The 25,018-nt window shown below is 74.7% G+C and carries 23 protein-coding genes and 1 pseudogene; 6 read left to right on the top strand and 18 right to left on the bottom strand.

All coding sequences use genetic code 11. From position 1 onward, the window contains the following. Positions 1–23 precede the first annotated feature (23 nt). From ACFY23_RS26570 to ACFY23_RS26560, 3 genes and pseudogenes are all read right to left on the bottom strand, one after another. A pseudogene (locus ACFY23_RS26570) lies at positions 24–968 on the bottom strand (alpha/beta hydrolase); the annotation flags it as partial. Further along, on the bottom strand, positions 965–2,185 hold the full coding sequence (locus tag ACFY23_RS26565) for a cytochrome P450 (protein ID WP_350684323.1): 1,221 nt from the start codon (positions 2,183–2,185) through the stop codon (positions 965–967). The pseudogene ACFY23_RS26570 and the gene ACFY23_RS26565, both read right to left, overlap by 4 nt. A 68-nt stretch (positions 2,186–2,253) precedes the next feature. Further along, complete coding sequence (locus ACFY23_RS26560) at positions 2,254–3,531, bottom strand: SGNH/GDSL hydrolase family protein (RefSeq protein WP_350684325.1); 1,278 nt, start codon at positions 3,529–3,531, stop codon at positions 2,254–2,256. 313 nt (positions 3,532–3,844) lie between these two features. Between ACFY23_RS26560 and ACFY23_RS26555 the strand changes: the two genes are divergently transcribed. Genes ACFY23_RS26555 through ACFY23_RS26545 form a run of 3 tightly spaced genes read left to right on the top strand, consistent with a single transcriptional unit; the run spans position 3,845 to position 7,077 of the window. Continuing rightward, positions 3,845–5,440 carry an AMP-binding protein gene (locus tag ACFY23_RS26555; protein WP_350684322.1) on the top strand — a complete coding sequence of 532 codons (1,596 nt, stop codon included), beginning with the start codon at positions 3,845–3,847 and terminating at the stop codon, positions 5,438–5,440. Beyond that, entirely contained in the window at positions 5,437–6,672 is a 1,236-nt protein-coding gene (locus ACFY23_RS26550; protein ID WP_350684321.1) for an MFS transporter, read from the top strand. The genes ACFY23_RS26555 and ACFY23_RS26550 overlap by 4 nt, the downstream gene beginning before the upstream one ends. Before the next feature lie 9 nt (positions 6,673–6,681). Further along, positions 6,682–7,077, top strand: a complete 396-nt coding sequence (locus ACFY23_RS26545; RefSeq protein WP_350684320.1) for an MmcQ/YjbR family DNA-binding protein — start codon at positions 6,682–6,684, stop codon at positions 7,075–7,077. Positions 7,078–7,112: 35 nt separating this feature from the next. Here the strand turns inward: ACFY23_RS26545 and ACFY23_RS26540 are convergent, their stop codons facing one another. Continuing rightward, positions 7,113–7,583: a dethiobiotin synthetase gene (locus ACFY23_RS26540; RefSeq protein ID WP_350684319.1), complete on the bottom strand. Its 471-nt coding sequence runs from the start codon at positions 7,581–7,583 to the stop codon at positions 7,113–7,115. Between the two features lie 184 nt (positions 7,584–7,767). Between ACFY23_RS26540 and ACFY23_RS26535 the strand changes: the two genes are divergently transcribed. Then, on the top strand, positions 7,768–8,739 hold the full coding sequence (locus tag ACFY23_RS26535; RefSeq protein WP_350684318.1) for an exo-alpha-sialidase: 972 nt from the start codon (positions 7,768–7,770) through the stop codon (positions 8,737–8,739). 9 nt (positions 8,740–8,748) lie between these two features. Next, positions 8,749–9,441: an SGNH/GDSL hydrolase family protein gene (locus ACFY23_RS26530; RefSeq protein ID WP_350684317.1), complete on the top strand. Its 693-nt coding sequence runs from the start codon at positions 8,749–8,751 to the stop codon at positions 9,439–9,441. A gap of 27 nt (positions 9,442–9,468) precedes the next feature. Here the strand turns inward: ACFY23_RS26530 and ACFY23_RS26525 are convergent, their stop codons facing one another. Next, positions 9,469–10,989 carry an NAD(P)/FAD-dependent oxidoreductase gene (locus ACFY23_RS26525; RefSeq protein WP_350684316.1) on the bottom strand — a complete coding sequence of 507 codons (1,521 nt, stop codon included), beginning with the start codon at positions 10,987–10,989 and terminating at the stop codon, positions 9,469–9,471. Between the two features lie 261 nt (positions 10,990–11,250). Here ACFY23_RS26525 and ACFY23_RS26520 point away from each other — a divergent pair, with 261 nt between their 5' ends. Continuing rightward, entirely contained in the window at positions 11,251–12,213 is a 963-nt protein-coding gene (locus ACFY23_RS26520; RefSeq protein WP_350684315.1) for an AraC family transcriptional regulator, read from the top strand. A gap of 81 nt (positions 12,214–12,294) precedes the next feature. Here the strand turns inward: ACFY23_RS26520 and ACFY23_RS26515 are convergent, their stop codons facing one another. The 13 genes from ACFY23_RS26515 to ACFY23_RS26455 form a co-directional block, all read right to left on the bottom strand. Beyond that, entirely contained in the window at positions 12,295–13,275 is a 981-nt protein-coding gene (locus ACFY23_RS26515; RefSeq protein WP_350684314.1) for a phosphotransferase, read from the bottom strand. Between the two features lie 519 nt (positions 13,276–13,794). Next, positions 13,795–15,153, bottom strand: a complete 1,359-nt coding sequence (locus tag ACFY23_RS26510) for a hypothetical protein (RefSeq protein ID WP_350684313.1) — start codon at positions 15,151–15,153, stop codon at positions 13,795–13,797. A gap of 3 nt (positions 15,154–15,156) precedes the next feature. Next, positions 15,157–16,125, bottom strand: a complete 969-nt coding sequence (locus ACFY23_RS26505) for a transketolase C-terminal domain-containing protein (protein WP_350684312.1) — start codon at positions 16,123–16,125, stop codon at positions 15,157–15,159. Then, positions 16,126–17,097, bottom strand: coding sequence for a thiamine pyrophosphate-dependent dehydrogenase E1 component subunit alpha (locus ACFY23_RS26500; RefSeq protein ID WP_350684311.1), 972 nt, complete (start codon positions 17,095–17,097; stop codon positions 16,126–16,128). Next, the gene (locus ACFY23_RS26495) at positions 17,094–17,891 is read right to left on the bottom strand and encodes a DUF3050 domain-containing protein (protein WP_350684310.1); all 798 of its coding nucleotides are present in this window, start codon (positions 17,889–17,891) and stop codon (positions 17,094–17,096) included. The genes ACFY23_RS26500 and ACFY23_RS26495 overlap by 4 nt, the downstream gene beginning before the upstream one ends. Before the next feature lies 1 nt (position 17,892). Next, entirely contained in the window at positions 17,893–18,822 is a 930-nt protein-coding gene (locus tag ACFY23_RS26490; RefSeq protein ID WP_350684309.1) for a phytanoyl-CoA dioxygenase family protein, read from the bottom strand. Further along, positions 18,819–19,931: a 4-hydroxyphenylpyruvate dioxygenase gene (gene hppD / locus ACFY23_RS26485; protein ID WP_350684308.1), complete on the bottom strand. Its 1,113-nt coding sequence runs from the start codon at positions 19,929–19,931 to the stop codon at positions 18,819–18,821. Before hppD ends, ACFY23_RS26490 begins: the two co-directional genes overlap by 4 nt. 71 nt (positions 19,932–20,002) lie before the next feature. After that, the gene (locus ACFY23_RS26480; protein ID WP_350819391.1) at positions 20,003–21,241 is read right to left on the bottom strand and encodes a beta-ketoacyl-[acyl-carrier-protein] synthase family protein; all 1,239 of its coding nucleotides are present in this window, start codon (positions 21,239–21,241) and stop codon (positions 20,003–20,005) included. Beyond that, complete coding sequence (locus ACFY23_RS26475; protein WP_350687246.1) at positions 21,238–22,854, bottom strand: class I adenylate-forming enzyme family protein; 1,617 nt, start codon at positions 22,852–22,854, stop codon at positions 21,238–21,240. The genes ACFY23_RS26480 and ACFY23_RS26475 overlap by 4 nt, the downstream gene beginning before the upstream one ends. Beyond that, a complete protein-coding gene (locus ACFY23_RS26470; protein WP_350687248.1) occupies positions 22,851–23,435 on the bottom strand; it encodes a beta-ketoacyl synthase chain length factor in 585 nt (194 codons plus the stop codon). The genes ACFY23_RS26475 and ACFY23_RS26470 overlap by 4 nt, the downstream gene beginning before the upstream one ends. After that, entirely contained in the window at positions 23,432–24,514 is a 1,083-nt protein-coding gene (locus tag ACFY23_RS26465) for a beta-ketoacyl synthase N-terminal-like domain-containing protein (protein ID WP_350819390.1), read from the bottom strand. The genes ACFY23_RS26470 and ACFY23_RS26465 overlap by 4 nt, the downstream gene beginning before the upstream one ends. Next, on the bottom strand, positions 24,507–24,752 hold the full coding sequence (locus ACFY23_RS26460; protein WP_350685990.1) for an acyl carrier protein: 246 nt from the start codon (positions 24,750–24,752) through the stop codon (positions 24,507–24,509). Before ACFY23_RS26460 ends, ACFY23_RS26465 begins: the two co-directional genes overlap by 8 nt. Beyond that, a complete protein-coding gene (locus ACFY23_RS26455) occupies positions 24,752–25,018 on the bottom strand; it encodes an acyl carrier protein (RefSeq protein ID WP_350685991.1) in 267 nt (88 codons plus the stop codon). The genes ACFY23_RS26460 and ACFY23_RS26455 overlap by 1 nt, the downstream gene beginning before the upstream one ends.

Raw genomic sequence — 25,018 nt, 5'->3', positions numbered from 1 at the left:
GCAGCCGCCGCCACCGTCCCCGGGCCGGCGTCGCCGGCCGACAGGCCGAACCGCTCCCGCAGGAAGGCGGCGGCCAGGTCCTGGGCGCGGCGGCCGTCGTCGAACGCGCCGGGCATGGCGAAGAAGCCATGGATCATGCCGGCGTACCGGGCGAGGGTGGTGGGCACGCCGGCGTCGCGCAGCCGGTGGGCGTACCGCTCCCCCTCCTCGCGCAGCGGGTCGTGCTCGGCGGTGATCACCAGCGCCGACGGCAGGCCGCTCAGGTCCTCGGCGAGCAGCGGCGAGGCCAGCGGGTCCCGCGCGTCGGCGGGGTCGGCGAAGTAGTGGCCGCGGTACCAGGCGACCGAACGGCGGTTGAACAGCAGCGGGTCCTCGCCGTCGCCGCCGGGCTCCCCGGTCTGGTCGGTGTTCGGGTACACCAGCAGCTGGGCGGCGAGCGTGGGTCCGCCGCCGTCGCGCGCCAGCAGGGTGACGGCCGCCGCGAGGTTGCCCCCGGCGCTGTCCCCGCCGACCGTCAGCCGCTCCGGGTCGACGCCGAACTCCTCGGGGTGCGCGGCGATCCACCGGGCCGCCGCGTGGCAGTCGTGCACGGCGGCCGGGAACGGGTGCTCCGGGGCCAGCCGGTAGCCCACGGTGACCACCTGGCAGGGCACCGCGTTGGCCAGCCGCCGGCAGATGCCGTCGGCGGTGTCGACGCTGCCCAGCGTCCAGCCGCCGCCGAAGAAGTAGACCAGGGTGGGCAGCGGCCCCTCCCCCGCCGGCCGGTGGATGCGCACCGGCAGGTCGCCGGCCGGGCCGGGCACGTGCGTGTCGCGTACCTCGTGCACCGGCTCGACCGCGCCGCCGCCGGCGCGGATCGCGGCGAGGTCGGCGGCACGGGCCTCGGCGAGGGTCTGCGTGTACAGCGGCGGGGTGCCGGCCGCCGCGCGGGCGACCCGGTACGCCGATACCTGCGGGTGGACGTTCACGCGGCCTCCCCTCCCGTCTGGACCAGCAGCTTGTCGATGCCGCGCAGGAACAGGCTGCCGCTGTACGTGGGCGGCTCGGCGACCGCGAGCCGGGGAAAGCGGGCCAGCAGCTTCGGCAGCGCGAGCCGGCCCTCCAGCCGGGACACCGCCGCGCCGAGGCAGAAGTGCAGGCCGACGCCGAAGGCTAGCGACGGCGGCCCGGACCGGCGCGGGTCGAAGCGGTCCGGCTCGGGGAACCGGGCCGGGTCGCGGTTGGCGGCGGCGATGATCAGCAGCACGTTCTCGTCCCGCGCGACCGGTACCCCGCCAAGTTCGGTGTCCCGGGGCGCGGCCCGGGCCAGGAAGTGCACCGGGGCCTCCAGCCGCAGGATCTCGTCGACGGCGCCCCGGGCCAGCGCGTCGTCGCCGGGCAGCGCGGCGGCCACGTCGGGGTGCGCCAGCAGCAGCGGCAGGCCGTTGCTGAACATGTAGACGGTGGTGACGAACGCGGCGTTGAACAGCACGATCAGGTTGCTGACCAGCTCGTCGGCGGTGAGCCCCACGTCGCCGGAGTCGACGGCCTCCACCAGCCCGCTGATCAGGTCCTCACCCGGCTGGCGGCGCCGGTGCGCGATCAGGTCGGCGTAGAAGTCACGCAGCTCCGCGGCGGCGGTGTTGGCGGCGGCGAGCCGCTCCGGGGTCTTGCCCGCCACGTCCAGGAACTCGTCGATGCGCTCCACCCGCTGCCGGTAGAAGTCCAGCTCACCGGCGGGGATGCCGATGAACTCGGCCATCACCAGGGCCGGCATCGGGTACGCGAAATCCGCCACGAAGTCGAACCCGGTCTCCCCGGCGTCGGCCATCCGGTCCAGCAGCCCGTCCACGACCCGGTGCACGGCCGGTTCCAGCGCGCCGAGCCGGCGCGGCGTGAAGGTCTTCGCGAAGACGGCCCGCATCCGGGTGTGGTCGGGCGGGTTGACGAACATCATCGAGGTCTGCAGGGTGCGCAGCACCTCCTGCTCCTGCCAGCCCGGCGGCGCCTGCTTGTACCACTCCGGGTCGCGCAGCACCTGGCTGACCAGGTCGTAGCCGACGGCGACGGCGGCGACCGAACGGTGCTCGGGGCGCGCCGGCACCGGGCTGACCGGCCCCAGCTCGTGCAGCCCCGCGTAGCAGGGATACGGGTCCTGCCGGCCCTCGTCGCTGTAGAGGCGGGTCAGCAGGTGCGTGACGTCCACGGTCGATCGGTCTCCCCCCAGGAACGGTGGCGCGGACGGCGGGGGTCACCCGCCGCCCGCGCCGGATGTCACAGGCCGAGCAGGCGCAGCGGCACGGCGTCGGCCATCGCCTGGTTGCCGGCGTCGTTCGGGTGGATGTGGTCACCCGAGTCGTACGCGGGCAGCAGCCGGCTGGGCTGGGCGGGGTCGCGCAGCACCCGGTCGAAGTCGAGCAGACCGTCGAACTCGTCGCTGCCGCGCAGCCACGCGTTCACCGCCTGCCGGGTGGCCTCCTTCTCGGGCGTCCACACCCCCGGGTTGCCGTGCCCCTCGTACGGGGTCAGCGTCGACACCAGGCTGCGCAGGCCGCGCGCCTTCACCTGCTGGTTGACCTGCCGCAGCGAGGCGATGATGCTCTCGGCGGAGTCGCCCGACATCCAGATGTCGTTGATGCCCAGGTGGGTGATGACGGTCCGGGCGTCGGTCTGCGCGAAGACGTCCTCGTCGAGCCGGGCCAGGGCGTTGGGGCCCAGCTCGTGGTAGCCGGGGAAGCCGCCCGCGCCGGGCTCGGTGCCCTCGTGGTTCAGCCGGTTGCCGGCCAGGCTCAGGTTGAGCACGCCCGGGGTGCGCACGTCGGGGCGGGCGTCGACGAGCCGGTCGGCGAGCAGGTCCGGCCAGCGCTTGTTGGCGTTCACGGTGCTGCCGTTGCCGTCGGCGATCGAGTCGCCGAAGACCACCACCGAGCCGGGGCTGTGCTTGCGCTGCACGTCGATGCCGGACAGGAAGAACCAGCAGCAGTTCGGCCGGATGGTGAACCCGGCGCCGTCGGCGGCGGAGGTGAGGTCCGTGGCGCCGATGAAGTTGGTCTGCCGGGACTGGCCGTGGAAGGTCACCGGCCCGGTCGGGGTCGGGAAGTGCAGGGTCACCACCAGGTCCTGCTGGTCGCCGACGGGCAGGGCGACCGGGTCGCTGAGCAGCTCGGCGCCGCGGTTCATGGTGGCGGAGGCGGCCCCGTCGAAGGTCAGCTCCCGCAGGGTCGAGGTGTCGATGTCGGACAGGTCGTCGGGGGTCGCGGTGTTCGGCTTCGCCACGGTGGCGCGGCCGACCTTGACGGCCTGCTCGCCGTACATGTTGCTCAGTCGCACCCGGAACTGCGGTCCGCCCACCGTGGTGTGCACGACCATCCGGACGCTCTGGTTGTTGAGGCCGTTGTTGGTCAGGCCGGTCGCGTTGCCCCGGGTGACCGCGGCCGCCCAACTGCCCGCCCAGACCGTCCGCTGGTGGCGGGCCGCCTCGGCGTCCGACGGGCCGGCGCTGGCCACCACCGCCGGGGTGCCCGCGATCAGCAGCGTGGCCGCGGACGCGATGACAGGCCATCTCTTCGGGGTCGACATTGAACCTCCATCGTTGGCAGCCCAGGGCCGTCCGCTGACGGCACCGCCTGGACGATGGTCCAGAAACCTAGCGGCACCGTTTTACGGGCGTCAATCAACCTGATCGACGTGATCAAATGTCCTCCGGTCCGGCCGGAACGCCGTTCGGACTCTGTCCCGTAACCGGCGGTGGTGCCTACGCTCACGGACGGCGGCGGTGCGGTCGCCGAGGCGCGCGCCCACCCGCCGCGCCGTCCCCGGGCTGGCCGGCGGACGGCCACTCCTCTTCGCCGATGGGGGCTGCCGGATGACTGACGGACCGGAGCGACGGGACGGCTACGTACACCGGGCACTGGAGCTGTTCGCCGACTTCGGTGACCGGGAGGCGCTGGTCGGCGGCGGGCGTCGGCTCAGCTACGCCGACGTCGCCGCCGAGGTGCGCCGGCTGGCCGCGACGCTGCGCGAGCACGGCGTACGGCCGGGCGACGGGGTGCTGGTCGCGCTCGGCAACCCGGTGGAGGGGCCGCTGCTGCAGTTGGCCCTGCACCTGCTGGGCTGCCGGACGATGTGGATCGCGCCGGTCACGTCCCGCCGCGAGGTGGACGAGTTCGTCCGGCTGGCCCGCCCCGACGCCTTCGTCTACGACGCCCGCGACCCCGCGAGCCTGGGCCCGGAGCTGGCCGCCGGGCTGCCCGGCGTGCCGGTCCTCTGCCTGGGTCCGGGCGGCGCGGGCCCGGACCTGACCGCCGGCGGGCCCCCGGCGCCGGGGGACGACCTGCCGGCGCGGGTGCCGGCGCCGGAGTCCTTCCTCCAGACCAGCGGCACCACCGGCACGCCCAAGCTGGTGCACCACCGGGAGAGCTTCTACGCGCAGATCCTCGCCCTGGCCGCCGACTTCCGGGCGGCCGGGTACCCGCTGCTGCGGCACCTGTCGCACTCGCCGATGTGGCTGGCCAGCGGCCAGATCACCACACTGTTCAACCTGTTCACCGGCGGGGTGCTGTTCCCCCGCGACGGCTGGGACGCGGCGCGGTTCATCGAGACCGTCGGGCGGGAGCGGATCAACTCCACGTTCGTCACCCCGCCGATGCTCTACGAGGTGCTCGACCACCCGGCGCTGGACGGCGCGGACTTCTCCACCATGTTCATGTTCAACGTGGGCGCCGGGCCCGCCGCGCCCGCCCGGCTGCGCCAGGCCGTCGCCCGCTTCGGCCCGGTGCTGCGCATCGTGTACGGCCTCAGCGAGGCGGTCGTGATCACCGCCCTGCCGGGGCTGACCGACGATCCGGAGCGCCCGGAGCGGCTGCGCTCGTGCGGCCGGCCGTACGGCGACGTGCGCGTCGAGATCCGCGCCGAGGACGGCACCGTGCTGCCACCCGGCGAGAACGGCGAGGTGTGGGTGCACACCGACCTGCGCTTCGCCGGCTACCACGGCCAGCCCGAGCTGACCGCCGAGACGCTGGTCGACGGCTGGGTCCGCACCCGCGACATCGGGCACGTCGACGCCGACGGCTACCTCTACCTCGTCGACCGGCTCGCCGACCGGATCCTCACCCGGCGGCGCAGTTGGCCGATCTACTCCCGCCCGATCGAGGACGCCCTGGCCGGGCACCCGCAGGTCCGCGCGGCCGCCGTGATCGGCGTGCCGGACGAGGTCGCCGGCGAGCTGCCGTACGCCTACGTGGTGCCGGCCCCCGGCGCGACGGTGACCGCGCGGGAGCTGATCGACCTGGTCACCTCCGCGCTCAGCGACACCTGGGCGCCGGGCGGGGTGGAGTTCGTCGACCGGCTGCCGCTCAACCGCTCCGCGAAGGTGGACAAGCGCGCGTTGCGGGCCCGGTACGCCGAGGCCCACCCGAGCGCGGTGGAGCACCCGGAGGCGTCGATCGGCAGCCTGGCGTGACGCCCCGGCGGGAACTGACCACCCTGGTCGCCGCCGACCTGATCTCGAACCTGGGCAGCCGGATCTCCGTGGTGGCGATCCCGTGGCTGGTGTTGGAGACCACCGGCAGCCCCGCGAAGATGGGCGTGGTGGCCGCCGCGGAGACGCTGCCCTACCTGCTCTCCGGCGCGCTGGGTACTCCCTGGGCGGACCGGATCGGGCTGCGCCGCACCTCGATCCTGGCCGACGTGGGCAGCGCCGGGCTGATGGTCGCGGTGGCCCTCACCCCGTGGCTGGGCTTCGGCGCGCTGGTCGCGCTGGTCGCCCTCGTGGGCGCGCTGCGGGGCGTCGGCGACCGGGTCAAGCACGCCATGTTCCGTCCCGCCGCCGAGGCCGCCGGGGTGCGACTGATCCGGCTGACCTCCGCCTACGACGGGCTCGGACGGCTCGTCACCCTGCTCGGTGCGGGGCTGGGCGGGCTGCTCATCTGGTGGTTCGGCGTGACCCAGGCGATCCTCATCGACGCCGCCAGCTTCGCCGTCTGCGCGCTGCTCGTCGGGCTCCTCGTCCGGCCGCCGGCGCCGCCGACGGCGTCGACGCGGCCGGAGGGCTACCTGCGCGCGCTGGCGGGCGGGTTCCGCTACCTCGGCCGGGACCGGATGCTGCTGACCATGCTGCTGGCGATCTCGGCGCTGAACATGGTGGTCAACGCGAGCGTCGCCGTCTACATCCCGCTCTGGGTGGCCGAGGTGCTGCGCAGCCCGGCCGGGCTGGGCCTGGTGCTGGGCGCGTTCTCGGCGGGCGCCCTGCTGGGGAACCTGCTGTTCACCGCGTTCGGCCCCCGGCTGCCCCGGTACCTGGCCTTCGTGGTCGGGGCGGCCGTCAGCGGCGCCCCGCGGCTGCTGGTCCTGGCGCTGAGCGAGGAACTGGCGGTGGTGCTGGCGGTGACGTTCGCGTCCGGCATCGGCATCGCGGCGGTGAACCCGCTGCTCGGCGTGGCGATCTACGAGCGGGTGCCGCCCGAGCTGCAGACCCGGGTGATCGGGTTGTCGGGGTCGCTGGCGTTCGCGGGCCTGCCGCTGGGCGCGCTGCTGGGCGGCTGGTCCGTGACCGCGCTCGGCCTCGTCCCCGCCCTGCTGGTGATGACCGCGTTCTGCCTGGTGGTCACCCTGCTGCCGCTGCTGCCCGGCCTCCGCCCCCGGCCCGCCCCCGAGCCGGCCGGGCGGAAACCGCGCGTCGTCGGTCGGGCGTAGGGTCGGGACATGGCCACCTGGGACGACGTACGCCGGATCGCGCTGGGCCTGCCGGAGACGAGCGAGCACCCCTCCTACCAGGGGGCGCCGGCGTGGAAGGTCCGCGACCGGGCGTTCGTCTGGGAGCGGCCGCTGCGCCGCGCCGACCTCGACGCCCTCGGGGCGGCGGCGCCCGACGGCCCGGTGCTCGGGGTGCGGGTGCCGGACCTGGGGGCGAAGGAGGCGCTGCTCGCCGACGACCCCGGCGTCTACTTCACCACCCCGCACTTCGACGGCTACCCGGCCGTCCTGGTCCGGCTCGACCGGATCGACCCCGACGAGCTGACCGAGCTGGTCGTCGAGGCGTGGCAGGACCGCGCGCCGAAGCGGCTCGCGGCGGCGTACCGGGCCGGGCAGCAGGGCTGACTCGCAGGCGGGGCGGCCCCGCGGGCGCGGCGACGTCACGCCGGCAGCGCCGCCGAGACCGCCTCCTCCGGGGTGGACACGTGCAGCGGGCCGTCGACGGGCCCGCCGTCGGCGTCGACGATCCGCCACCCGCCGAGCACCACCACCGGGATGCCGCCGCGCCGCATGCCCAGGGCCACCTCCGAGAGCGTCCCCCACGAGCCGCCGACCGCGATCACCGCGTCGGCGCTCCACACCAGGATCGCGTTGCGCGCCTGGCCCATGTTGGTGACGACCGTGGCCGACACGTCCGCCACCGGACCGGGCGCGGCGCCGTCGTCGGGGCGTACGCCGATGACCAGGCCGGCGCGGGACCGGGCGCCGGCGGCGACGGCGGACATCACCCCGCCGCCGCCTCCGCAGAGCACGGTGGCGCCGCGCTCGGCGAGCAGCTCGCCCACCCGGCGGGCGTACGCCAGCTCGGTGCCCGACGCGGTCGCCGGCCCGCACACCGCCACCTGCACCATGCCGCCATGATGCCCGACGCGACGTGGCGCCCCGGCGGGATGCGACGGGACGAGTTGGCGTACCAGGCGGAGGCCACGTCCGTGCGGTGCCCGGGGTGAGGAAGGTACTCGGCGCCGGCATGTTCGCCGGCCGTTCGCCCGCGGGCCGCCGGGGCGTCGGCCGCGCCCCCTAGCGTCGGGCCACATGACGACGTCCTCGACCGACCGCCCGGCGCTCGCCCGGGTGAGCGCGGTGCGCCGGATCGGCGACGCGGCGCCGCACAGCGCGTTCACCGACCTGGTCCGGCACGCGGGCGGCTGGTTCTGTGCCTTCCGCGAGGGCGCGTCCCACCTGTCGGCCGACGGGGTGATCCGGCTGCTCGCCTCCCCCGACGGCCGGGCGTGGCGCACGGCGGCGGTGCTGGCCCGGCCCGGCTCGGACCTGCGCGACCCGCGGTTCGTGGTGCGGCCGGACGGCCGGCTGCAACTGCTCGCGGCCGCGGTCACCGGGGACGCGCCGCCGCAGGTCCGGACCGTCACCTGGATGTCGGCGGACGGCCACCGGTGGGGCGAGCCCACCCCGGTCGGCGAGCCGGGCGTCTGGGTCTGGCAGGCGACGTGGCACGCCGGGGCGATGTACGCCGTCGGCTACGCCACCCGGGAGCCGCGCTTCGTCCGGCTCTACCGCAGCGGCGACGGTGTCGACCTGCAGCCGGTCGTGGAGACGCTCTTCCTCGGCGGCTACCCGAACGAGTCCGGGCTGGCCTTCGACCCCGACGGCACCGCCACCTGCCTGCTGCGGCGGGACCGGGAGACGGCCACCGCGCAGCTCGGCCGGGCCCGGCCGCCGTACCGGGAGTGGACGTGGACCGACCTCGGGGTGCGGGTGGGTGGTCCGGCCCTGCGCCGGCTCCCCGACGGCCGTCTGGTGGCCGGCGTACGCCTGCACGACGGCGCGGTGCGGACGGCGATCTGCGCCGTCGACCCGCGGCGGGGCCGGCTGACCGAACTGGTCGCGCTGCCCTCCGGCGGCGACTGCGGCTACCCCGGCCTGGTCTGGCACGACGGCACGCTGTGGGTCAGCTACTACTCCTCCCACGAGGAGCGCACGAGCGTCTACCTGGCGGAGGTCGCCCTGCCCGACGGGCCGCTGGCCGGAGGCGACCCGGTCGACTAACGTGCGCTCATGCCATCGACGCTGACCGAATCGACGGATCCCTGGTGCCTCCGCGACGGGGAGAGCGTCGCCCTGCTGCGCGACCACCCGTGGCGGCGCTTCGCGGTGCTCGGCGACAGCGTGGCCGAAGGGCTCTGCGAGCGGGTCGACGGCTATCCCGAGGTGCAGTGGGCGGACCGCATCGCCGCCGAGCTGCGGGCCGTCCGGCCGGAGCTGGCGTACCTGAACCTCGGGCTGCGGGGGCTGCGGGCGCACGAGGTGCGCGCCACCCAGCTCGCCCCGGCGCTGGCGTTCCGCCCCGACCTGGCGCTGGTGGTGTGCGGCGGCAACGACGCCTTCCACCCGGCGTACGACGCGGACGCCGTCGACGCGGAGCTGACCGCGATGATCGAGGCGTTGCGGGCGGCCGGGGCCGACGTGATCACCGTCGGCATGTTCGACGTCTCGCACAGCCCGGCGGTGCCCGAGCGGCACCGGGCCGGCCTGGCCGAACGGATGCGACGGCTCTCCACGCACACCGGCGCGCTCGCGGAGCGGCTCGGCACCCTGCACGTGCGGCTCACCGACCACCCGCTCACCGCCGACCCGTCGATCTACAGCAGCGACGGCCGGCACGGCAGCGCCCGCAGCGACGCCGTCGCCGCCGCCGAGACCGTCCGCCGCCTCGGCGCCCACCTCACGACCACCCGCCGTCCGGGCTGACGGGCCAGCTCGGCAGAGGTCCCCTCGTCAGGCGGGCTGGCTCGCCGACTCCCTGGTCGCCGTCGCGGCGGTGCGCCGGATCATCCGGGGCGTGACCCTCCGGTAGGCGCGCGGGTCGACGGGCAGCAGCCACTGGCGGGCGCGGGCCAGCGGGCCGAGGTTGAGCCCGAGATCGTCGAGCACCTCGTCGATGTTGTGCATCGAGAACGGGATGATGCTCGTGCCACGGGCGTGCTGCCCGTGGGTCCGCGCCGCCATCCAGGCCAGCCGCGTACGCACCTGCTCCCGCATCCGCTCCCTGGACGGCAGCGGGATCCCGCCCCGCAGGTACGCGGCCGTCCACACCGCCGCCATCTCGGCGCTGAGCGGGCTGAAGAACGAGGAATTATAGCCGGCGAAGGTCAGGCGCGGCACGTCGACCGGCAGGATCTGGCGGTGGAGCATGAAGTTGCCGGCGTCGTCCTCGAGCCGGGCGTGCAGGGCGGCGTCGAAGAAGGGCACGTGCTGCCGGAAGCCGGTGCCGCAGACGACCAGGTCGGCGCGGAGCACCGTGCCGTCGACGAGGCGGGCGGCCGGCCGCCCCTCGTGGACCAGGAGTTCGCTGATCTGCTGGTCGCGGTGGACGCTGATCCGGCCGTCGGCGACCCGCTCGAAGAACCCGTCCGTCGCGAGGCTGACGGTGCTCCGCGCGATGTCCTCGAACGTCCCGTCCGGCACGAGACCCAGTTCGCGCAGCTTGAGCTGCCGGGTCGCGACCGACCCCACGCTGTCGAGCATGCCGCGACGCAGACCGTTGCCCGGGCCGTGCAGGAACCGCTCGAAGCCCTTCACGCTGATGTACCGGAACAGCGCCTCGCCCATCCGGGTGAGCAGAAGGTACTTGTAGTTGACCGCCCCGCCGAGCTTCTTGGGCATCTTCCACAGCAGTTGACGGGCGACGACGTGGGTCTGCGCGGCGACGTCGCTCAGCGGGACCGCCACGTCGCAGGACGACTTGCCGTACCCGACGACGAGGACGTTCTTTCCCCGCGCCGCCTCGAGATCGTGGAACTCCCCGCAGGCCAGGACGCTTCCCCCCGCGGCGACGAAGTCCGCACGGCCCGCGAAGGACGGGACGAACGGATCGGAGAAGACGCCGTTGGCGACGACGAGGTGGTCGTACCGCTCCCAGGTCGCGGGATCCCGGCCGCCCGTCGGTCGCGACGCGATCAGCCACGCGGTCTCGTCGTCCACGAGTTTCGCGGCGACGACCTCCGTGGACAGGCGCAGGACGGGGCGGAGCCCGAACCGGTCCACGTAGCTCTCGACGTACTGCTGGACCTGCTCGCCCGACGGCCACTGCGGGTAGTGGGCGGGCATCGGCAGGTCGGAGAGGTGGTAGGTGCCCTTGTTGTTCTGGGTGCGCAGCCCCGGATATCTCCGGGTGCTGCTCCAGACGCCTCCGACGTCGGGCGCCTTCTCGAACACGGAGACCTCGAAGCCGCTCTGCCGCAGCACCTTCGCTGCGCTCAGGCCGGCGAATCCAGCACCGACGACGGCGATCCTCATGGCGAACCTCCACAGACTCTGCGACCCGATGGTGGGAGCCGCGACGACAGGGGCGCCGGCGGCGATCGCACGCTAACCAGCAGGGCGGCAGGGCTGCTATCCGCTGGACGCGGGCGCCATCCGCGTCGCGCGAGCGAGGCGAAGCCCGCCCCGGCGACCCCGTGGTGTCGGGTTTGGAGCACGCCTCTGCTGATCACCCTGGCGCCGCCCTAATCTCGGCACAGCAGGGCGTCCCGGTGCGGGGCGAGCAGGAGGTGCCCGATGGCCACCACGACGGTCAGGACGGACGACATCGAGCGCGCCCGCACGGAGGTCGGTCGCGTCTTCTGTCCGCACCGGCTCACGCCCCAGCCGGGCGTCCGCAGCGTCCGCCTGCGGATGACGGCCCGCCGCTCGGGTGGCGTGGGCGTCGTCGACCTCGACTACGCGCAGGCGGTGCGGATCCAGCCCGCCGCGCTGGAGACCTTCTACCTCGTGCAGATTCCCCGTGGCGGCAGGGCGGAGGTCAGGCACGCCGGGCGCACCGTGACCTCGACACCTGACGTCGCCTCCGTCCTCTCCCCCTACGACGCCTCGGACATGCACTGGTCCGAGGCGTCCCCGCACCGGATCTTCTACGCCGGCCGGCGGGCGGTAGATCGGGAGCTCGCCCGGCTGCTGGGCCGACCCGTGGACGACCAGGTCCGGTTCGACGTCGGCATGACCATGGGCACCCCCTCGGCGCTGGCCTGGGCACGCGGGGTGGACTTCCTCGCCGACGAGCTGTCCCAGCCGGCGGGCGCCTCCCTCCTCGACCACCCACAGATCATCGGCCGCTTCGAGCAGGCGCTCATCGGCAAGTTGTTGCTGACCCACCGCCACACCTACAGCGACCTGCTCGCCGAGCCGGTGGGGCACCCGGCGCCCGGGCGCCTCGTCCGACGCGCCTGCGCACTGATGACGGAACACCACGACGAGGCGCTGACGGTGGGAGACGTCGCGGAGGCGCTTCGGGTGAGCGTACGGACGCTGCAGGACTGCTTCCGCCGGGAGCTGCAGACCACGCCGACGGCGTACCTGCGCGCCCGCCGGCTCGACGCGGTCCACGCCGCGCTGCGCGCGGCCGACCCCGGGACGTCGGTGACGGCCGTCGCCCTCGACCACGGATTCGTCCACCTGGGTCGCTTCGCCGGCGAGTACCGGGCCCGCTTCGGAGAGTCGCCCTCCACGACCCTCCGCCGCTGACTTTGACACCAGGCGGCGACACCTACGAGCGCGCCGTGACGCCGTCACGGCACTCGCCACCGTCGACGCTGACGGGACGGCTCAGGTGAGCTGGGCCAGCGTCCGGGTGACGTTGTGCTCGGCGATGGCGCGCATGCCGGCCCGGTCCGGGAAGTCGCCGTCGAGCAGCCGCAGCGGGCCCGCCACCAGCGACAGGTGCAGCGCGAGCCGGTAGAGGCGCAGCCGGTGCCCGTCGAGACCGTCGACGGCCAGCGCCGGGTAGGCGTCGCCGAAGCGCAGTTCCAGGAAGGCATGCTCCCACTCCACGTCGAGGAACGTGGCGCCCTCGATGTCGACGAGCACCGGACGGTCGTGGTCGTCGACGAGCACGTGGTCCGGCCCGAGTTCCCCGTGGATCAGGCCGTACCGGGACCGGGGCGGCACGGCGGCGTACCGCTCGGTGAGCGTGTCGGCGAGACGCTGCCACACGGCCGCGATCCGCCCGACCCGGGCGGCGGCTTCGGCCAGGTCACGCAGCGCCCGGTCGAGCACGACCCGCTCCACCGGCCGGCCCGGTGCCGGCCCGTCGAGGCCCGGCCGGCCGTACCGGTCGCGCTGGCAGACGTGCATGGCCCGGACGGCGTCGCCGAGCCGGGCCAGCACCGCCCCGGCGCGTCGCGGATCGCGCTGGCGCAGGTCCTGCAGGGTGCCGCCCCGGACGTCCTCCACCACCGCCACGTCGCCCGGCAGCAGGCTGCCGGTGCGGTCGAGCAGCAGCAGCCGGGGCACCCGCACCCCGACGGCGGTGAACTCCCGGTGCGCCGCCGCGAACAGGCCGGCCCCGGTGGCGTGCCCGAACGGGTCGTCGGGTTCCGGGGCCGCCCCCGCCGGCCAGTAGTCCTCCGCCGGGTGCCACACGTACGCGACGACGGTGGAGCCGTCGTCGAGGGACAGCCGGTAGACGCCCTTTCTCGTGCCGCCCGCCAGCCGCTCGGCCGACCGCAGTTCCCGACCGCGTCCGCACGCCGCCCGCACCACCGGGCGCAACTGGTCGACCGTCAATCCCACCCGCGCCTCGCCCACCCCGCTGATGCTGCCCCGGTCTTGCCCGGCCGAAAAGCGGGTTTCCGGTGGGTCGGCCGTCCCACCGCCGGCCGTCCCACCGCAGAGGGCTGCGGGATCCGGATCGACGCCGTAGGTTGAGCGGCCGTGCCGGTGGAGTTGCCCCAGGGTTCCTGTGTGGACCCGCGGCGGTACATATTGAAACGGGCATCGTCCGACGGGAGGTTGAGAGTGTCGCCGGACGCGTCCTGGCTGCAGTGGTTGGTGATCGTGGCGGCGCTGGTGCAGAGCGTGGCGGCTGTGATCCAAGTGTCTCAAGGACGCCGGCGATCCGGGCACCACGACGGATCCGCGAAGCCACCCGTGCCCGTCGACGAGGCGATGCGCAGCGGCGTGGTCACCATCGTCCTCGGGCTCATGGCGATCTACGCCGCGCCCCGGATCGTGGCGAAGGGCCTCGACCACGAGGCCGAGAACTGACGCGCGGCCAAGCGCGGTGGGACGACCCGCGCCGGCCGTCCCACCGCCCGGTGTGGTGGGTCAGTCGACCACCAGCAGGCCGGAGAGGAGGACGCCGCGGGCCAGGTTGAGCACGCCGTCGCAGCCGGGGAAGCCGGTGCGGATGCAGGCACCGGCGGCCCGCCGGCCGAACAGGTACGGGGCGATGCTGTACGGCACCTCCGCGCTGACCGTCTCGCCGGTCTCGATGTGCACGAAGTCCAGCGGCACGTCGTCGGCCTTCACGTACTCCTGGAGGATGAAGCCGCCCCGTTCGACGGCCCGGGTCAGCCCGTCCCGCCACGCGTCGGCGTCGGTCTCCCGGCCGATCAGCACGTCCACCCCGGCGGAGCCGTCGGCCGGCTTCGCCACCAGGCCGGGCCGGTCGGCCACCGCCCGGTCGAGCAGGTCGGCGGTCAGCGACCAGGTCCGCGGCACGTACCGCTGGACCAGGTCCCGGTCCGCCGGCGCCAGCGCGTCGGCGTCCTCCCAGAGCCAGGCGAAGGCCCGCTTGTTGGCGATCAGCCAGGCCGCCGCCGACACCCACATCGGCACCGTCCCGGCCGCCAGCCCCGCCTCCAGGGCGTCCACCCCGGCGCTCGGGGTGACCCGGTTGGGCACGAAGAGGCGGAACACCCCGTCGACCGGGCCGCCCCCGGCGACCAGCCGCTTGCCGTCGTCGAGGGTCACCTGGGAGACCGGCGCGATGACCAGGTCCATGCCGGACACGGCGGCGCGCTCGACCACCGGCGACAGCAGCCGGATGAACCGCTGCGGGTCGTCCAGCCCCGGGTACTCGGCGTCGAAGTCGATCAGCATGGCGACCCGGGCGCCCTCGGGCAGGCCGAGCCCGGCGCGGATCGCGGCGAACCGCTGGTCCACCGCCGAGGGCGCCGCCGCCAGCCGGATCCGGTCGGTGAGGCCGCGCCGGCGGTAGACGTCGACGAAGCGGCGCACCGTGGTGTCCGCGTCGAACGCCCCGCCGAGGCTGCTGTCGATGTTGTACTCCACGAACCGGGGCACCCCGTCGGAGAGCAGCACGTCCGGCCGGAACGCGTCCAGCAGCGCCTCGGTCAGCGGCTCGTCGTCGTCGAGCAGCCGGGTCTCGCCGTCGGGCACGTCCAGCAGCCGGCGCAGCTCGCCCGCCGTGCCGGCCCGTCGCCGGCACGCCTCGAAGAGGAGCTGGGCGAGGCGGTCGGAGACGGCGTTGAGCACGCCCAGCGAGGTCTCGTCCATCACCGGCGGCCGGGCCAGCCGCCACTGCTTGTTGTACGTGGCCCGGCCGTCGAAGATCTCCCGCCAGGACTTTGCCCCGGCGGCCACCATCTCGGCGCGGATCGGCGCGGGCAGGTCGAGCCACGCCTGCGCGGCGGAGGGCCAGCGGTAGTCGGCGTCGGTCATTGGTCAGTCCTTCATGACGTGTTGGATGGCGGCCAGGAGTTGCTCTCGGCTCGGCTGCACGGCCCGGTCCAGCGCCGGGGCGAACGGCAGCACCGCGCCGTCGGGGCGGGTGACGCGGCGCGGCGGCGCGACCAGGCGCACCCGCTCGACCATGGTCGCGATGATCTCGCCGGCGATGCCGCAGGAGCGGTTGGAGTCGTCCACCACCACCAGCCGCCCGGTGCGCGACACCGACTCGGCGAGCCCGTCCCAGTCGAACGGGTACAGCGTGCGCGGGTCGAACACCTCCACCGACACCTGGTCGGCCAGCTCGTCGGCGACCGCGAGGGCGTCGTGCACCAGGTGCCCGACCGCGACCACGGTCACGTCGTCGCCGAAGCGGTGCACCCGGCCCCGGCCGAGCGGCACCGGCGCCAGGGCCGCGAGGTCGACGTCGTCGCGGACGTCGAGCGCCCCGGCCGGGGCGAAGACGACCACCGGGTCGTCGCACCGCACCGCCGACACCAGCAGCCCGTACGCGTCGGCCGGCGTGGCCGGCACCACCGTGGTCACCCCGACGTGGGCGAAGAGGCTGTACGGGTGGTCGGAGTGCTGCCCCGCCCAGCCCGTCCGGGAGCCGGAGCCGGGCACCAGGTAGGTGACGGGCGCCGCGCACTGCCCGCCGGTCATCAGCGGGAACTTGTGCGCGTGGTTGACGATCTGCTCGAAGACCAGGAACAGCAGCGACGGGATCTGGAACTCGACCACCGGCCGCATCCCGGCCAGGGCCGCCCCCGTGGCGAAGCTGGTGAACGCCTGCTCCGACAGCGGGGTGTCGAGCACCCGGTCGGGGCCGAACCGCTTGAACAGCCCGGCCGTGACGTTCGAGGCGGCCACCCGGATGTCCTCGCCGAGCAGGAACACCGACTCGTCGCGGGCCAACTCGTCGGCGAGGGCCCGGGTGAGCGCCTTGCGGTAGGACAGTCTGGGCATCTACCCACCTCCGGTGCGGGCGGTCAGCCCGCTGGCGTACAGGTGCGCCAGGGCGTCGGCCGGGTCCGGCTCGGGTCCGGCGAGGGCGAACTCGACGGCCGCCTCCAGCGTGGCTTCGACCTCGGCGTCGACCTCGGCCCGCACGTCGGCGGGCAGCCGCCCGCCCTGGATGTCCACCGGGTCCCGGGACCGGCCCCGGGCCACCTCGTCGGGCGGGCGGTAGTCGAGGCGTACCGCGTGCTCGAAGGTGTGGTGGGCGTCGAACCGGTAGGTGCGGGCCTCGATCAGCTCGGGGCCGCCGCCGGCGCGCATCCGGTCGACGGCGGCCGCCGCGGCGTCGCGTACCGCCTCGGGGTCCTGGCCGTCCACGACGGCGGCCGGGATGCCGAACGCGGCGGCGCGGCCGGGGATACTGCCGGCGACCGCGCCCGCGACGGGCATGGTGGTGGCGTAGCCGTTGTTCTCGCAGACGAACAGCACCGGCACCCGCCACAGCGCGGCCAGGTTGAACGCCTCCAGCAGCATCCCCTCGTTGACCGCGCCGTCGCCGAAGAAGCTCACCCCGACGACGTCGTCGCCGCGCCGGCGGCGCGCCCACACCGCGCCGGTGATGATCGCCCCGGACGCGCCGACGATGGCGTTGGCGCCGAGCACGCCGACGCCGAAGTCGGCGGCGTGCATGGAGCCGCCCCGGCCGGCGTTGAGGCCGGTGACCCGGCCGCACAGCTCGGCGAGCATCCGCGCCGGGTCGGCGCCCTTGGCGAGCACGTGGCCGTGCCCCCGGTGGGTGCCGGCGACGACGTCGTCGACACCCAGGGTGGCGCACACCCCGGCGGCGATCCCCTCCTGCCCGAGGTACGGGTGGATGCCGCCGACGACGTGCCCGGAGCGGACCAGCTCGATGGCCCGCTCCTCGAACCGGCGGATCAGCCGTACCGTCCGGTAGAGCCGGACCGGGTCGGCGTCGGTCACCGCTCGCGCCCCTCCTTCACCGCGGCGAGGATGTCGTCCCAGAGCTTCGCCCGGGCGGCGAGCGCGGTGTTGACGGTGTCGGCGCACTCCTGCCACCTGGCGTCGTCGTCGCCGCACAGGTCGGCGAGCATCTGCATCGCCATCGGGGTGTGCTGCTCGCCGTCGACCTCGATGTGCCGCTCCAGGTAGTCGACGAACGTGTTCAGCTTGCGGCTGCGCTCGTTGACGGCGACGACCTGGGTGAACATGTCGGGGATCAGGTCCTCCCGGCCGAAGGCGAACGCCGCCGCCTGGCAGTGCACCGGGGTCTCCTCGATGATCCGCCAGGTGGTGGCGGCGAACGCGGCGGACGGCCCGGGCACGCCGGCCTCGACCAGCGACTCGGTCACCGGCCGGCCCGCCCGCAGCAGGTCGATCAGCTTCTCCACGGCCGTGGTGTCGGCGCCGGCCTCCCGCATGCCCTGCACATACAGCTCGAAGTGGCTGATGTAGCCGTCGCCCAGCTCGTCGCTCTCCTCCACCATCACGATGTCGTTGATCAGGCGGCGGCTGCCCGTCGGGCCGGTCGGGATCCACGGCACGGTGACGCAGGTGAGCTGCCGCTGCAACGACTTCAGCAGCGACATGAAGTCCCACACGGCGAAGACGTGGTGCTCCATGAAGGTGACCAGCGCCTCGTGGGTGTCGAGGTTGGCGTACAGCGGGTGCTGGATGACCACGTCGCGGCGGTCGGTCACCGCCTTCTCCAGCCGCTCGATGCCCGGGTGCGTCTTTCCCCAGTCGTACCGTGACATGTCAGCCTCCCTGCGGGGCGCGGTGGCGCCAGATGATGGGGCAGTACTCGGGGTCCGCGTAGTCCGGCCGCCCGTCGGGGGTGCGGCGGACCAGCACGTCGTGGTTGTACGCGGCGAGCGTGCCGTCGGAGAGGGGGTACTCCCGCCAGGCGTTGTCGCCGTCCTGCAGGTGCAGCGAGATCGCCCGGCGCGGGCGGCCGCTGACGTTGGCGCCGCTGCCGTGGTAGGTGCGGCAGTGGTGGAAGCTCATGTGTCCCTTGGGGATCACCATCGGCACCTTGCGGATCTCGGCGCCGTTGTGGGCCGCGTTCGCGGCGAGCATCTCCTCCAACTGGTCGCGGTCGCGGTCGGCGAAGTGGCGCACCACCGTGTCGTCCGCGCCGACCTCCTTCCAGCGGTGCGAGCCGTCGACCATGGTGATCGTGCCCATCTCCTCGCCGCAGTCATGGAACGGGATGAACGCGGTGAGCATGTTCTCCGACGACGAGGACGCCCAGTAGTGCTTGTCGAAGTGCCAGGGCACGATGTTGGACGGCTCGCCGGAGATCGGCGGCTTGTAGATCAGCGTGGACTGGAAGACCCGGATCTCGGTGGCCCGCGCGAGCCGGGCGGCGACCGCGCCGATGAGCGGCTTGCGCAGGATCGCCCCGAGCCCGTCGTGCTCGTGGTGGACGTAGTCGTTGTGCCGCTGCACCGCGCCCTTCGACGGCTCCCAGTAGGCCAGCTTCGGCGGGCGCACCGGCAGGTGGCGGGCCCGCTCGCCGTCGTAGTAGCGGTCGGCGGCCGCCGTGAGGGCGTCCACCTCGTCGTCGGTGAGCAGCTTCTTCGACAGGTACCAGCCGTGCTCGGCGTAGAAGGCGACGTCCTCGTCGGACGGGAGCAGCGCCTCCTCCTCGGCGGTCAGTGTCGGCTCGAACTCGGTCGTGGTCACGCCCGCACCTCCTGCGGTGTCGCGGCCGCGGCGGCGGTCCTCGCCCCCGCCGCGGCCAGTTCCCGTTCCTTGGCCTCGTAGAGCGCCTTGATGTTGCCGCTGCCGAACGTCAGGGCCCCGCGCCGCTCGATCAGCTCCAGGAAGAGCGTGCGGCGCACGTGCATGGACTCGGTGAAGATCTGCAGCAGTTGCCCGCCGTGGTCGCGGTCGACCAGCACACCGAGGTCGCGCAGCCGGTCCAGCGGCGCGTCCACCCGGCCGACCCGCGCCTCGAGGGTGTCGTAGTAGCTGCCGGGGGTGCCGGCGAAGCGCACGCCCCGGTCGGCGAGGGTGCCGACGGCGGTGACGATGTCGTCGGTGCGCAGCCCGAGGTGCTGCACCCCGGCGCCGGCGTGCTGGTCGAGGAAGGCGTCGATCTGCCCCGGCCGGCGGCTGCGGTCCGGCTCGAGCAGCACCAGGGTGACCCGCCCCGACGGGCTCTGCACCACCTTGGAGTTCATCGCCTGCCCGGCGACCTCGATGTGCTCCTCGAAGATCTCCGCGAACCCGAACACCTCCCGGTAGTGCCGCACGGTCTCGTGGAGCTGGCCCGGCGGCACGCAGACCGCCAGGTGGTCGATCTCGGCGAGCAGCTTGTCGTCGCTGCCGCCGGCCGGGGGCGTCATCTCGACCGCCCCGGGCAGGAACTCGGTGCGGTCGCCGTGCCGCGACACGAGGCGGTGCAGCACGTCGCCGAAGCCGCCCACCTCGGCGGTCACCACCTCGGCGTCCGGCCCGGTCCAGGTGGTCGGTGGCGTCACCCCCGCCGCCCCGCGGCGCACCAGCTCGGCGTACGCGGCGGCGGCGTCGTCGACCTCCAGCGCGACCACGGCGATGCCGTCGCCGTGCCGCTGCACGTACCGCGACGCCGGGTGCTCGGCGGTCAGCCCGGAGGTCAGCACCATCCGGATGTCGGCGTGGCACAGCAGCAGCGACCGCTGGTCGGCCAGCCCGGTCTCGGGACCGCCCTGGCCGCAGAGGTGGAAGCCGACCGCCCGGCCGAAGTAGAAGGCCGCCTGCCGGGCGTCCCCCACGTAGAGTTCGATGTGGTCTATTCCACGGATGTCCATGTCCTCAGCCCTTTCCACGGGTCCCCCGTGGTCTGCCGCCCGGGCGCGCCCCGCCCGGGGTGGAGCCTGTCTCAGGCCCTCGGCCGGGCGGCCCGCGCGAGCAGCAGGCTCACGTTCTGGCCGCCGAAGCCGAAGGAGTTGGTCAGCGCGTACCCGGTCTCCGTCGCCCGCGGCTCCGTGCGGATGTGGTCCGCCGGGCAGGCCGGGTCCGGGTCGTCGAGGTTGTGCGTCGGCGGGAGCAGGCCCCGGCCGAGCGCCAGCGCGGTGGCCGCCGTCTCCAGCACCCCGGAGGCGCCGAGCAGGTGGCCGGTGAGCGCCTTGGTGGAGCTGACCGGCACACCGCCGTCGCCGAACACCTCGGCCAGGGCGGTGGTCTCGGCGATGTCGCCGAGCTTCGTGCCGGTGCCGTGCGCGTTGACGTAGCCGACCCGCGCGGCGGGCACGCCGCCGCTGGCCAGCGCGCGGCGCATGCACTCCGCCGCGCCGGCGCCGTCGGGCCGCGGGGCGGTCGGGTGGTACGCGTCGGTGGTCGCCCCGTAGCCGGCGACCTCGGCGTAGCCGGTGACGCCCCGGGCGGCGGCGTGCTCGGCGCGTTCCAGCACCAGCAGGGCCGCGCCCTCGGCGAGCACGAACCCGTTGCGGCGGGCGTCGAACGGCCGGCTCGCCGCCGTCGGGTCGTCCCAGCCCCGGGCCAGCGCGCGGGCGTTGCCGAAGGTGTCGGCGAACGTCGGGAACAGCGGTGCCTCGCTGGCCCCGCAGAGCACCACGTCGGCCTCCCCGGCCCGGATCAGCCGGACCGCGTCGGCCACGGACTGGGCGCCGGAGGCGCAGGCGGTGCCGACCGACGAGGTGTAGCCGCGGATGCCGTGCGCGATGGCGATCCGCGCCGACGGCATGTTCGGCAGGATGCCGGTGAGCAGGTACGGGCTGACCGCGGCGCGGCCCCGCTCGGCCCGCGCCAGCACCTGCGCCTCCAGGGTCGACATTCCGCCGACCCCGCCGACGATGACCCCGATCCGGCCCGGGTCCACGTCCCGGCCCACCTCGATGCCGGCGTCGGCGAGCGCGTCGGCGGCGGCGAGCAGGGCGAGCACGACGATCCGGTCCAGCACCCGGGTCTCCGGGCCGGAGGCGACGGTGCGCGGGTCGATCTGCGGGAGCAGGCCGGCGACCTCCAGCGACCCGGCGGCGGGGTGCCCGGCCGGTGGTCGGGTCAGCCCGGACCGCCCGGCGCAGAGCGCGTCGAACGTCGCCGCGACGCCCCGGCCGACGGGGGTGAACAGCCCCATCCCGGTGATGACGGCGGTCATGACGGCGACTCGGTGAGATAGCGCTCCCGCAGGACCACCTTGCGCACCTTGCCGGTGACGGTGACCGGGATGTCGGCGGGCCGTACCGGCACCACCCGGCGCAGGGTCGCGCCGACGTCCGGCCCGAGCGCCGCCCGGACCCGCTCGGTGCGGTCCTCGGCGTCGTCGGCGCCGGCGGCGAGTTCCAGCAGCACGTCGGTGACCACCCGGCCGGTCTCGGCGACGATCACCACCGTGCAGTCGGTGACGTCGGGGCAGGCGGCGAGGATCCGCTCCTCCGACAGCGCGGTGTAGAACCGCCGGCCGTCGCCCGCGTCGACGGAGTCGACGGCCCGGTCCATGTGGTAGTAGCGGCCCTCGTCGTCGGCGTACACCAGGTCCCCGGTCAGGTACCAGCCGCGCCGACGGAAGCGGTGGGTGGTGACCGAGTCGTTCCAGTAGCCGCGGAACAGCGACGGCGAGTCGATGCCGAGCCAGCCCACCTCGCCGGTCGGCACCGGGTCGCCGTCGGCGGTGAGCACGGCGACCTTCGCGAAGCGGTAGGGGCGGCCGATGCAGCGGCCGTACCGGTCGGTGTCGGTGCGGTGGGTGATGTGGAACATCGAGTGCCCCATCTCGCTGGAGCCGAGCCCGTCGATGAAGACCGAGCCGGGCACCCGGCTGATCCCGTCGCGGGTCACCACGTCCCGGGAGCCGACCGCGACGAGCCGGCGCACGTGCGGCTCGTGCGAGCAGTCGCCGGTGTTGAACCACAGCGACACCGAGTCCAGGTCGTACGCGGACAGGTCGAAGCGGGCCAGCTCCGCCCAGGTGACGGAGAAGCCGAACACCCCGTCAGGGCGCCAGCGCTGGATGGCGTCGAGCACCCGCTCGCCGCTCTGGTCGGAGAGCAGGAACATCTCCGCCCGGTTGCCGAGGGCCTGGTTGACCATGAGCACGGTGGCGGTGTGCGGGGCGGGCAGCGCGTTGAGGATGCGGCTGGTGCCCTGCGCCTGCGGCATGGTGAGCAGGTGCCGGGTGGCGGCGAAGAGGCTCGCGTGCGAGTGCAGCACCGCCTTGGGCACCCCGGTGGTGCCGGAGGTGTGGGTGATGACGACCGGGTCGTCGGCGTGGTGCCGGTAGTGCGCCGGCGCGGCGGCCGGGTCGCCGGTGCCCGCCTCGGCGGGGGTACCGATCACCGGCACGCCGAGGTCGTGCCCGACCAGCAGCGCGGTGTGCGCGTCGTCGGCGAGCACCCCGACGCCGCGCAGCCGGCGGACGTACTCGGCGGCGATCTCGGGACGCAGCTTGCCGTTCATCAGTGCCGGGATCGCGCCGAGCCGGGTCAGCGCGAGAAAGCTGAGCACCATGTCGGCGGCGGCGGTGGCCCAGACGGCGACCGGGTCGCGCGGCTTGATCCCCCGCTCGTGCAGCCACGCGGCCCGGGCGGCGACCCGCTCGTCGAGCCGGCCCAGCGTGAGCGGCCGCTCGGCCGGGTGGCCGTCCACGGCGGTGTCGAAGGTCAGCCCCGGCCCGTCCGGGTCGGCGCCGTGCGCCAGCACCCGGGCCAGCACGTTGCCGGCGCCGATCCCCTCGTCCGCGGCCAGCGTCCCCCGTAGTCCCCTGGTCCTCATGGTGCGTCTCCTCCCCCCAGCAGCACCGCCACGGCCCGGGCCCCGGGGTCCCCGCCCGCGTCCCGCGCACCGCCGTCGTCCGGTGCCTGTTCGATCAGGACCAGCAACGCCCGGTCGGCGTCGCCGTCGTGCAGCAGCAGGTCGACCTCGGCGATCCCCTCGTCGCGCGGGTCCCCGGTCGGCGCGAGGCAGACCACGGGCCCGCCCAGCCCCCAGCGGGCGGCCACGTGCCCGGCCACGCTGTTGGGCACCGACTGGAAGAAGAACAGCGGCCCGGGCCGGCCGCCGGCGGCGACCGTGGCGCGTACGTGCGCCGCGCTGGCCCGGTCCCCGGCCGCGCTGGCCAGCACGATCGCGGTCCGCTCGCCGTCGGTTGCCGGTCGCCCGTCGTACGCCCGGGTCAGGCAGCGCTCGGCGACCGCCGCGACCAGCGGCGGGAAGCTGGAGTGCACGAACCCGGGCACCGGTGGCGGCGCGCCGTCGCCCGGCTCGGGCCAGGCCGCCTCGGCCAGCACGACGAGGCGACCGGCGGCGGGCGCCAGCACGTCCCGGCCCGCGCGCGGGCCGTCGACCCCGCTCATGCGGCACCCACCAGCAGGGCGGTGTTCGCGCCGCCGAAGGCGGCGTTGAGGCTCAGCGCGTACCCGGTGGCGGCCGGCCGGGGCGCGTCGCGGATGACGTCGACCGGGCAGGCCGGGTCCGGGCCGAGCCAGCCGGCGTTGACGGGCAGTTTCCCGTGCCGCAGGGCGAGCACGGTGACCACCAGCTCCAGCAGGCCGGAGGCCTCCAGGGCGTGCCCGTGCAGGGCCTTCGTGGAGCTGACCGGGGTCCGCGCCGCCGCCGCGCCGAGCGCCGTGCGCAGCGCCGCCGCCTCGGAGGCGTCGCTGTAGCCGGTGCCGGTGGCGTTGGCGTTGACGTACCCGATCGCCTCCGCCGCCAGCCCGGCCCGGCGCAGCGCCGCGGCGACCGCGCGGGCCAGGCCACGCCCGCCCGGCTCCGGCTGGCACGGGTGGAACGCGTCCCCGGCCCGACCCCACCCGAGCAGGTCGGCCATCGGCGCCCGGGCGACGGCCGCCGACTCCAGCACCACCGCGGCGATCCCGTCGCCGAGCAGCAGCCCGGTGCGGCCGGCGCTGAACGGGCGCACCGCGCCGTCGGTGGCGAGGGCGCGGCCGGCGTCGAAGAGCGCGTACTGGTCCGGCTCGACCAGGTAGCCGGCGGCGACCACCGCCCGCTCGACGTCGCCCCGCCGGATCAGCGTCGCGGCGTCCGCCACCGCGCTGCTGGCCGAGACGCAGGCGGTGGTGTACGCCCGGGTCGGGCCGGTGAGCCCGGTCCGCGCGGCCAGGCCGGTGGTCAGTGCCGGCACGCCCGCGCAGCCGTGCACGGCCAGCAGCAGCGCCGCGCCGGCCCGGCGGCCCGCGTCGAGCCCGGCGGCCCGGCAGGCGGCGTCGACCGCCTCGGCCAGCTCGTCGGCCAGGTCGCCGACGTCGGGCAGGGTGGCGGCGGCGTCCACCCGGCGCGCCGCCGTGTCGAAGCGGTCCACCGGCCGGAACGCGGGCGCCCCGGTCAGCACGCCGGTGAGCTGCGCGTCGGGTCCCCTGCCGAGCGCGCTGGTCGCGTGGACGCCGGTGAGCTGGACGGCGGCCCGCTCAGCCATCGGCGGGTGCGGTCAGGGAGGTCCGGAAGACCGCCAGGGCGTCGTCGACGGTACGGATGCCGGCGAGCTGGTCGTCGGTGAGGTCGAGCCGTCGGTCGTAGCGCTGCTCGACGAGGTGCACCAACCAGGCCAGTTCCATCGAGCCGATCCGGTCGCCGACCTCGGCGGCCGGCTTCTCGGTCAGCTCGGCGAGCATGGTCACCAGGTCGGCTCGCCCCAGGTCGGGCTGACCGGCCATCAGGAGTTGTCGCTCGTCGCCCCGGCGACCCGGTCGGCGACCATCGTCGTGAACTCGCCGACCGTCATCAGGGCCAGCTTCTCCGACTCGTCGTCGGCGAACTTCAGGCCGTAGCGGTCCTCCACCCGCACGGCCAGGTCGGCGAGGGCCAACGACTCCAGGTCCACCCCGGACGGTCCGAGGGTGGTCTCGTCGTCGATGCCCTCGACGTCGTAGTTCATGTCCTCGAGCTGCTCGACGACGAAGGCGCGGATCTCGGCTCGCAT

Origin of the sequence: Micromonospora sp. NPDC000121, assembly GCF_042899165.1 — a bacterium.
Classification (GTDB): domain Bacteria; phylum Actinomycetota; class Actinomycetes; order Mycobacteriales; family Micromonosporaceae; genus Micromonospora.
Note: the sequence above shows the minus strand (reverse complement) of the source record. Positions and strands in the feature narration are given on the sequence as shown.